Annotated in this window: 1 protein-coding gene; it reads right to left on the reverse strand. The window is 72.1% G+C overall.

All coding sequences use genetic code 11. The features are described 5' to 3' along the window. On the reverse strand, positions 1–432 hold a 432-nt coding region (locus tag B7L92_RS42710; protein WP_255311141.1), incomplete at its 3' end, for a PAS domain S-box protein. Positions 433–544: the final 112 nt, after the last annotated feature.

A 544-nucleotide genomic window follows, 5' to 3' on the forward strand; every position in this document is an offset into this window, starting at 1 on the left:
CAGGGCGGCGGTGTGCGCCGCGGCCCGTTCCTCGGCCTCGCGCTGCAGGCTGAAGTCATGGAAGACGATCACCATCCCGGCCTTGCGGTCCGCCACCCGTAGGGGGGTGGTCGACCAGATGATCGGCACGGTCGTGCCGTCGGCGCGCAGGAAGTACTCCTCGCTGCCCAGTTCCCCGGACCCGCCCTCTCGCAGGGGGGCCAGCATCGAGCACCGCTCGCGCGGCACGGGGCTCCCGTCGTGGCGGCGGTGCAGCAGATCGTGCACGTCGTGGCCGCGCATCCGCTCCTGCGACCGGCCCAGCAGGTGCTCGGCCCAGGGGTTGGCGAACGTGATGAGCCCCGAGGCGTCGACCGTGAGGACACCCGCGCCCACGTCGTGGAGGACGGCATGCAGGAAGACCGCGTCCACCGCCTGCTCGGTCCCGCTCACGGCTCCACCGTCCCCTCGTCGGTTCGGACGTCCGTCCGGGACAGATGCCACAGCCGTCACCGTACTTCCGGAACCGTGTGCCCAGCGGGTACCGCACCATGCACGGCCGCAC

The sequence above is a fragment of the Streptomyces viridosporus genome, from assembly GCF_002078235.1.
GTDB classification, from domain to species: domain Bacteria; phylum Actinomycetota; class Actinomycetes; order Streptomycetales; family Streptomycetaceae; genus Streptomyces; species Streptomyces viridosporus.